The 8,162-nt window shown below is 68.0% G+C and carries 8 protein-coding genes and 1 pseudogene; 4 read left to right on the top strand and 5 right to left on the bottom strand.

Features of this window, described 5'->3' with window-relative positions:
• Together ACFWF3_RS15445 and gcvT are read right to left on the bottom strand one after the other, a co-directional pair.
• A pseudogene (locus ACFWF3_RS15445) lies at positions 1-380 on the bottom strand (branched chain amino acid aminotransferase); the annotation flags it as partial.
• 55 nt (positions 381-435) lie between these two features.
• Entirely contained in the window at positions 436-1,536 is a 1,101-nt protein-coding gene (gene gcvT / locus ACFWF3_RS15440; protein ID WP_379314183.1) for a glycine cleavage system aminomethyltransferase GcvT, read from the bottom strand.
• Between the two features lie 257 nt (positions 1,537-1,793).
• Between gcvT and ACFWF3_RS15435 the strand changes: the two genes are divergently transcribed.
• Both ACFWF3_RS15435 and ACFWF3_RS15430 read left to right on the top strand, forming a co-directional pair.
• Entirely contained in the window at positions 1,794-3,395 is a 1,602-nt protein-coding gene (locus ACFWF3_RS15435; RefSeq protein WP_379314182.1) for a phosphatase PAP2 family protein, read from the top strand.
• Positions 3,396-3,478: 83 nt separating this feature from the next.
• Positions 3,479-4,135, top strand: coding sequence for a nucleotidyltransferase domain-containing protein (locus tag ACFWF3_RS15430; protein ID WP_379314181.1), 657 nt, complete (start codon positions 3,479-3,481; stop codon positions 4,133-4,135).
• 72 nt (positions 4,136-4,207) lie between these two features.
• Here the strand turns inward: ACFWF3_RS15430 and ACFWF3_RS15425 are convergent, their stop codons facing one another.
• A complete protein-coding gene (locus ACFWF3_RS15425) occupies positions 4,208-5,242 on the bottom strand; it encodes a hypothetical protein (RefSeq protein ID WP_379314180.1) in 1,035 nt (344 codons plus the stop codon).
• A 114-nt stretch (positions 5,243-5,356) separates the two neighbouring features.
• Between ACFWF3_RS15425 and ACFWF3_RS15420 the strand changes: the two genes are divergently transcribed.
• Positions 5,357-5,605: a hypothetical protein gene (locus ACFWF3_RS15420; protein WP_379314179.1), complete on the top strand. Its 249-nt coding sequence runs from the start codon at positions 5,357-5,359 to the stop codon at positions 5,603-5,605.
• A 54-nt stretch (positions 5,606-5,659) separates the two neighbouring features.
• On the opposite strand, the gene ACFWF3_RS15415 is transcribed toward ACFWF3_RS15420, so the two are convergent.
• Positions 5,660-6,766, bottom strand: a complete 1,107-nt coding sequence (locus ACFWF3_RS15415) for a hypothetical protein (RefSeq protein ID WP_379314178.1) — start codon at positions 6,764-6,766, stop codon at positions 5,660-5,662.
• 108 nt (positions 6,767-6,874) lie between these two features.
• Positions 6,875-7,390, bottom strand: coding sequence for a peptide-methionine (S)-S-oxide reductase MsrA (msrA, locus tag ACFWF3_RS15410; RefSeq protein ID WP_379314177.1), 516 nt, complete (start codon positions 7,388-7,390; stop codon positions 6,875-6,877).
• A gap of 172 nt (positions 7,391-7,562) precedes the next feature.
• Here msrA and ACFWF3_RS15405 point away from each other — a divergent pair, with 172 nt between their 5' ends.
• Positions 7,563-8,027 (top strand): carboxypeptidase-like regulatory domain-containing protein, encoded by a 465-nt coding sequence (locus ACFWF3_RS15405; protein ID WP_378992486.1) that lies wholly within the window; start codon positions 7,563-7,565, stop codon positions 8,025-8,027.
• Positions 8,028-8,162: the final 135 nt, after the last annotated feature.

Raw genomic sequence — 8,162 nt, 5'->3', positions numbered from 1 at the left:
GCGTCGAGGAGCTGGCGCACGGACTCGATGAACAGTTCCTCGGGCAATTCCGCCATCGCCATGCGCGCGGCCGAGCGGCGGAACCGCGCGGCGTTGGCATCGATGCGGAAGGTCGCGATCTCGCCGCCGGGCTGACGGTAGGCCTTGAGCCCTTCGAAGATCGCCTGGCCGTAGTGGAACACCATGGTCGCCGGGTCCATCGAGAGCGGACCGTACGGTTCGACGCGCGCGTTGCCCCACCGGCCGTCGGCGTAATCGATCGACACCATGTGATCGGTGAAGAATCGTCCGAAACCGGGGGCCGCCAGTACCTCGTCCCGCCGCTGCGCCGGGGTGGGCGCGGGATGCGGGATACGGGTGAACTGTGCGGCGACTGTCATGGTGGGAATCCTATCCGGGCCGATTCGGTGCTGTCTCACCCCCACTACGGGGGAGTTACTTGGTCTTGGTGTCGACGAAGGGCGGCTTGACGACCGCGGCGCGCAGCTTGCGCCCGCGCACGTCGACCTCCACCTCGTCACCGGGTTCGAGCTTCGCGTCGGTGTCGAGCAGCGCCAGCGCGATGCCGACCTTGAGCGACGGTGAGAACGTCCCCGAGGTGGTCTCGCCGACCGGCTCACCGTCGCGGAGCACGGTCTGGCCCTGGCGCAGCACGCCGCGATCCAGTGCCTTCAGTCCCATCAGCGTACGGCGCGGGCCGTCGGCCTTCTCCTGCTCGAGCGCGGCCTTGCCCCAGAACTCCGGCTTCTTCCAGCCCACGGCCCAGCCGGTGCGGGCCTGGTTCGGGGTGATGTCGAGGGACAGTTCGTGTCCGTGCAGCGGGTAGCCCATCTCGGTGCGCAGGGTGTCGCGCGCGCCGAGTCCGGCCGCCTGGCCGCCCTCGGCCTCGACCTGCGCGATCAGTGCACGGAACAGCGGCTCCGCGTCGGCCCACGTCGGCAGCAGCTCGTAGCCGTGCTCGCCGGTGTAGCCGGTCCGGCACACGCGCACGGGGCGGCCCTGCCACTCGGCGTCGGCGTAGGCCATGTACTCCATCTCGGTGGGCAGTCCGAGTGCGGTGAGCACCTCGGTGGCCTTGGGCCCCTGCACCGCGAACACCGCGTAGTCGCGATGCTGGTCGGTGACGGTGATGCCCTCGGGAGCGACCCTGCGCAACTCGGCCACCACCGCCGCGGTGTTGGCCGCGTTCGGCACCAGGAACACCTCGTCGTCGCTGACGTAGTAGGCGATCAGGTCGTCGATCACGCCGCCGTCCTCGGCACAGCACAGGGTGTACTGCGCCTTGCCCGGCTGGATCCGGCCCAGGTCGTTGGTCAGCGCCGAGTTCACGAAAGCCGCAGCTCCCCGACCCGCGACCGTCGCCTTACCGAGGTGGCTCACGTCGAAGAGCCCGACCGTGGTGCGCACCGCCGTGTGCTCGCCGACCGTGCCCGCGTACTGCACGGGCATCTCCCACCCACCGAACGGCGCGAAGGTGGCGCCGAGTTCGACATGAACAGCGTGGATGGGGCCCTCGAGCAGCGCGGTGTCGGTCATGGGCAGAGTTTATCGGGCGGCGCGCCTACCGCTTCCTGCCCCCGTAATTGCGGGGATCCGACCGGTTTCGCGCGTCGCCCGCCGGTGCGAGGATCGCGGGCATGAACCTCCGTCGGAGCGGCGTCTCCGGCTCGACCGGACCGATCGACCTCGGCTGCCTCAGCCAGGCGAACAGCGCGTCCCGCCACCGAGGGGTGCACGGGTGACGCTGTCCGCGTCGAAAGATCGTGACGCCCAACGGCGGTAGTGTTCTGGGTGTGAGTGAGTTGCCCCGAGCACGCTTCGGCCATGTCGCCCGGATGGACGACACGATGAGCCGGGCGGTGTCCCGTATTCCGGAGTCGTCGGTCGATCGCGGCATGCTGCGGTTGACCCGGTCTGCCAACACCGGCGGTCTATGGCTGGCCGTGGCGGCGGCGCTCGCGGTGAAGCCGGGTCCCCCGCGACGGGCGGCGTTGCGCGGCGTCATCGCGCTGGGTGGCAGCAGCTTCGTCGTCAACCTCGTGCTCAAGACGCTGATCCCGCGGCGGCGGCCGCCGGCCGAACTGATGCCGCTGGGCCGCAGGCTGGTCGCCGCGCCGGTGTCGTCGTCCTTCCCGTCCGGCCACAGCGCCAATGCCGCCGCCTTCGCCACGGCCGTCGCCCTGGAGAGCCCGCGCGCCGCGCTCGCCGTCGCGCCGGTGGCCGCCGCCGTCGCCTACTCGCGCATCCACACCGGCGCGCACTGGCCGTCCGACGTGCTGGTCGGCGCCGGCGTCGGCACCGCTGTCGCTCTCACCACCCGCCGCTGGTGGCCGATTCGCGAATCCGACGAGGCCGACGCGCACGTCGTGCACGACGCGCCCATCCTCGCCGACGGCAAAGGTCTGCTGCTGCTGGTGAATCCCCGCTCCGGCGACTCCTCCTACGACCCCACGGCGGACATCGCCGAAGCCCTGCCCGCCGCGACCCTGGTACGCACCGAACCCGGCCGTGACGCCGTCGAGGTGTTGCAGGAAGCAGTCGACACCGCTGTCGCGACCGACAGCGACACCGCGGATCGCACGGCGAGCGACCGCACCTCGGTCCTCGCGGTCGGTGCCGCGGGCGGAGACGGAACCATCGCCGCGGCGGCAGCCGTCGCGGTCCGCAACAACCTGCCCCTGGTCGTCATCCCCGCCGGCACCCTGAACCACTTCGCCCGCGACCTCGGCGTCTACGACCTGCGCGAGGTGGCCGATGCCACCGGCACCGGCGAAGCCGTCGAAGTCGACATCGCCGCAGTCGAACTCGACACCACCGACGGCCCCTACACCCACCATTGGATCAACACCGCGAGCATCGGCGCTTACCCCGAGCTGGTCCGCCTGCGCGAGAAGTGGGAAGACCGCTGGGGCAAGTGGCCCGCCTTCGCCGCCGCCCTCGTCGTCACGCTGCGCCGCGCGGAACCGATCCACATCCGGCTCGACGACCGCTGGCACGACATGTGGTTCCTGTTCATCGGCAACGGCCCCTACCACCCGCACGGTGCTGTGCCCGCTTTCCGCTCCCGCCTGGACGAGGGCCTGCTCGACGTCCGCTGGCTCCGCGCCGATGTGCGGTTCTCCCGTACCCGCGCCGTCATCGCCCTGATGCTCGCCGCCATCGGGCACAGCCGCGTCTACGGCGAACGTCAGATGCACGAACTCACCGTCACCTCGAGAACCCCCGTCGCCGTCGCCGCGGATGGCGAAGTAGTGGGTATCGCAACCACTTTCCGTTTCTCGGTGGCGGGCCGGATCCCGGCCTACCGCCGTAACGAGGACAACCCCCGCTGGGAAAACCGCCCACGACCCCACCACCGCCGCCCCCTGGCCTGGCTCACCGACCGCCGACGCTGACTTCCTCACAAACCCGTCTCGTCTCGATCACCATCGCCCACAACAGCCTTGCGCCCCCGGCCGTGGGTACCGAGGATGGGTAGATGAGCTCGCCGGACGGGGGACGTCCGATCACCGCAACCGAAGCCGCCCGCCGCTGGGACCCGTGGACCCCGAGCGTGGTCGCCGCCCGCCTCGCCAGCTGCCCGACCCCCTGGGCCGTCGCGGGCGGCTGGGCCCTCGACCTCTTCGCGGGCGCGATCTCCCGCGCTCACGACGACATCGAAATCACCGTTCCCCGAATGGATTTCCCCCAGATCGCCGCCGCCTTCCCCGAATACGAATGGGACGTCGTCGGCAGCGGCGAGCTCTGGCCCTATGCCCTGGCCGCGTCCAACCCCGAACTCCATCAAACCTGGCTGCGCGACCCCTTCACCGGCGCCTTCCACCTCGACGTCTTCCGTGAACCGCACGACGGCGACACCTGGATCTGCCGCCGCGACCCCACGATCACTCTCTCCTACACCGAACTCATCCGCACCACGGCCAACGGCATCCCCTATCTCGTTCCCGAGGTCGTGCTGCTGTTCAAGGCGAAAGCCAACCGCCCCAAAGACCACGCCGATTTCCTCCGCGTCCTGCCCCTTCTCCCCGAGTACCGGCTCACCCGGCTGAATTCCTGGCTGACCCAGCTCTACCCGGATCACCCATGGCTGACCGAGATCTGCGCGCCCGCCGTCGTCCCCACCACTGCGGAATAGCGACAAACAGGCGGCGCGGAACCAACCGCGATCGGGCGATACCGCCGATCCGAAATCGAACGGTCGCCGAATTCATTCGGCCATCCGGCACCACTCTCGTCGATAGTCGACCCAATCCTGCGGCGTGGCAGCGAAATCCACATACATGGCCACACCGAAATTTGCGCGGCCGACGTCGGTGTCGGTCAGGCCGAGACGAATCCCCCGTACCGCGGCGGCAACGGTCTCGGCAGCACCGTGATGGCCCGGGTCGTCGGCCCAGAAGGCGGGTGCCCCCATCAACAGATCGACTCCGTCCGGTGTCACCTCGGCGGCGAGTTCGGTCTGCTGCGCCACATACCCGCTGTAGAGAGCTCGGGTAGGCATCGCCGTGTCATAGGACATCACCGCCACCTGATCGGAGCGACGGGCGACCTCGGCGAAATAGGCTTGGCTCCACCATTTTCCGTGATCGGCGACAGCCGAACCCACCGAATGCAATCCGGGCAGCGGATCGATCACCGGCGCCGAGACCGACAGCTGGACGTGCGCCCCCGATGTCACGACCCGAGTCGCGTCGAGCAGCGCGAGAAATCCCGGCGACCCGGACCGAACGGGTTCGAGGTCGTAATGCACTCCGTCGAACCCGTAGGCCAGCACTCGCCGCGCCGATGCCACCACCCGCTCGCGCGAGGCCGCCGATTCCACATCCAGGCCGTCGAATTCGGGCTGCACGATGTCGCCGAGCCACGACTGCACCCGAATTCCCGGTAGTCGCGCGTGCACCGCGTCGACGAACCATTGCGCCCGCGGTGCGAGATCGTCGCGCAGACTCCCGTCGTGTTCCAACGGTCCCGTATGGACGTACAGATCCCGAACTCCGGTACCTGCCAGCAACTTCCCGAGTCCGTCGATATCGGCGTCGGTCTTGCGCCCGTCCACCCAGGCATGACCGAGCCAGACCGCGTCTCTGCCTCGCGTCCGCGCCTGTTCGGACTGTTCGCCGATGTTGTGCACCAGCAGGGCGGCTACCACCCCCGCCACCGGAAGCGTCACCACAAGAACCAGGGCGAGCGCGATCACCGCACCCCGTGCCCACCACGACAGCGCCCGCCATTTCCCCCGCATCACTCCCCCTTGTCCGAGTGCCCCGATGCTACCGGCAGGTACCGACAAGCAAATTTACGACAAATCACCCACCCGTGAAACACTGTGCGCCGCTGAATAATTGAATGGAGCACCATGAAATACGCCGTCACCCTCGGTTCCGCCGTCATCGCCGCCTTCGCGTTCGCGATCGCCACGCCGACCGTCGCAACAGCGCAGCCCTCGAACTGCCACGCCTCCTACACCCCGTGCCTGCCCATCGTCAGCGATGTGGACTGCGAAGGCGGTAGCGGCAACGGCCCCGTCTACACCGGCCGCGTCACGGTGATCGGCCCCGACGACTACGGCCTCGACCGCGACGGAGACGGCATCGGCTGCGAGTGAACAGCACGAGGGGCGTGCGATGAACGACATCGCACGCCCCTCGGGATCAACCTCTCAGCGGTTGCCTTCAGGACCCCAGCCCTGGTCATTGGGCTTGCCCAGATCGGGACCATCCGGATGCTCGGGACCGCCGTATCCCGGCCCGCCCGTGCCCGGACCACCGGTGCCAGGACCCCCGTAACCCGGTCCGCCCGTGCCCGGACCCCCGTAACCCGGCCCGCCTGTACCCGGACCACCGGTGCCAGGACCCCCGTAACCCGGTCCGCCCGTGCCCGGACCACCGGTGCCAGGACCGCCGTAACCGGGACCGCCCGCAGGCCCGCCGTAACCCGGTCCACCTTCGGGACCGCCGTAACCGGGACCGCCGTAACCCTGTCCGCCTTCTGGACCGCCGTACCCCGGCTGCCCGCCGAATCCCCCTGCGGGCCCGCCGTATTGCTGCGGGTATCCCGGCTCCGGGGTCTTCGCCGCGCCGGCGACCGGCCCACCGGTGACAAGCCGGTAGGCGTAGGTCGAGGCGATGATCGTCAACGGGATCGTGACGAGCAGGCCGAGGCCGCACAGCAGCGCACCGACGATGTTGATACCGAACAGCGCCAGCGCCAGCAGCAGCAGCGTTCCCGCGTTGCTCGAGATCGCCGAGAAACTCGACTTGATCGCGGTGACACCGTCCTGGTCACGGTCGATCACGAACTGCATCGTCCACCAGGTGAAGAACGCGACGACCAGGCCCGGCAACACACACAGCAGCAGGCCGATGCCGGTCGCCAGACCGACCAGCAGGCCGGCGATGATCACCGCACCCACATTGGTGAACTGGAAGAACGACCCGAATCCGGGCTTGTTGCCATCGGTTTCGTGCAGCGAGCCACGCACGAATGCCGCCGAGATCAGATATCCGATCACCGTGCTCACGATGGTGCCGAGGATCTGCCAGAGCCCGAACCCGAAACTGACACCGCCGTCATAGTCGGTGTCGCCGGAGTTTCCGAGCCCGAACAGGAAGCTGATCACCGCCTGGATCAGGAATGCGACGACCACCATCCCGATCCACACGAGCGCGTTGTCTTTGAATTTCGTCCACCCGTACCCGATGGCGTCACCGACACTGAGCGTCGGTCCCGCCGGAGGATAACCGGGTTGCTGCTGTCCATATGTCATCCGAATCGCTTCCCCTCATCGTTCGAGACGGCCGCTGCCGCTCATATGAGTACTCCGATCCGACGTCACGGTCACGCCGACACAGCCGATCATGACATATGGAAAACGCTACTTGCCGGTGTTCTCGCGCTTCGGGAGTTTCCAGCCGGGACGAGGAAAATGGCAGGTGTAGCCGTCGGGGTAGCGAATCAGGTAGTCCTGGTGCTCGGGCTCGGCGTCCCAGAACGTGCTCGCCGGGGTCACCTCGGTGACGACCTTGCCCGGCCACAGGCCCGAGGCGTCGACATCGGCGATGGTATCGACGGCGACGCGGCGCTGATCGTCGTCGAGATAGAAGATCGCGGAACGGTAACTGTCGCCGAGATCGTTGCCCTGGCGATCCTTGGTGGTCGGATCGTGGATTTGGAACAGGAACTCGAGCAACGCGCGGTAGTCGGTCTGCGCCGGGTCGTATTCGATCTCGACGGCCTCGGCGTGGCCCGGGTGATTGCGGTAGGTGGGATTGTCGTTGGTGCCGCCGGTGTAGCCGACCCTGGTGGCCAGTACGCCGGGCTGCCGGCGGATCAGATCCTGCATGCCCCAGAAGCATCCACCGGCCAGAATCGCCTTACGAGTGTCGCTCACACATCCTCCTTCATGAGGGCTCAACGGTCGCACAAAACGGCCACAACCGCCTCTATGGAACACCGGTTTCAGCGCCGGAATTCCCGTCAGTATTGTTGCCGCCCGAGCGTTACCTCAGCAATGTCCACGTGCACTTTCAGGTCAGGCCAGGAAGTAGGAGGAAGACGGCGCGATGCCACGATTTGTCATTTCCCAGTGTTTGGCGATCGGATTGGCGGCAACAGCTCTGATGGGGACGGCGGCGACCGCCACGGGGGCTCACCCCGGCGCCGACGACTCGATCGCGCAGGACGCGGCGCCCTGCGAGGAACTACGACAGGCACGGCAGAACGGCCAGGGAGTCCGCGGTGCGAGCCCGGCGGCCGCGGGCCAGATCGACGCGGTGCTGATCACCGCGAAGAACCGCATGCCGATCGCGGGCGGCAAGATCGTCCTCACCGGCATCGACGCCTGTGGCGACAATATTCACCGGCACATGTCCACCGGGGCCAACGGGCAGGTGAGTTTCCGCGGACTACAGCCCGGGCGCTACCGGCTCACCGCCTACCGCAACGATTCGGCGACGCAGTCGGTCACCCGCGCCGATGTCGACCTGTCGACTCCGTCGCTCAAAACGATCCAGTTCACCGCCGACTGATCGAGGAGGCCGGGCCGGGCGCTGTCACCGCCCGGCCCGAAACCTGTTGACCCCCAGCGCGGTCGCGTGTCCCGTGATAGAAATCACCCCAGAGTGAAAAGGGGTGGTTTCCGCATGGAACCGACAGCCGAACAG

The sequence above is a fragment of the Nocardia sp. NPDC060220 genome (assembly GCF_042727815.1).
GTDB lineage: Bacteria > Actinomycetota > Actinomycetes > Mycobacteriales > Mycobacteriaceae > Nocardia.
The sequence above is the reverse complement of the archived record's forward strand: the minus strand, read 5'-3'. Positions and strand labels throughout refer to the sequence as shown.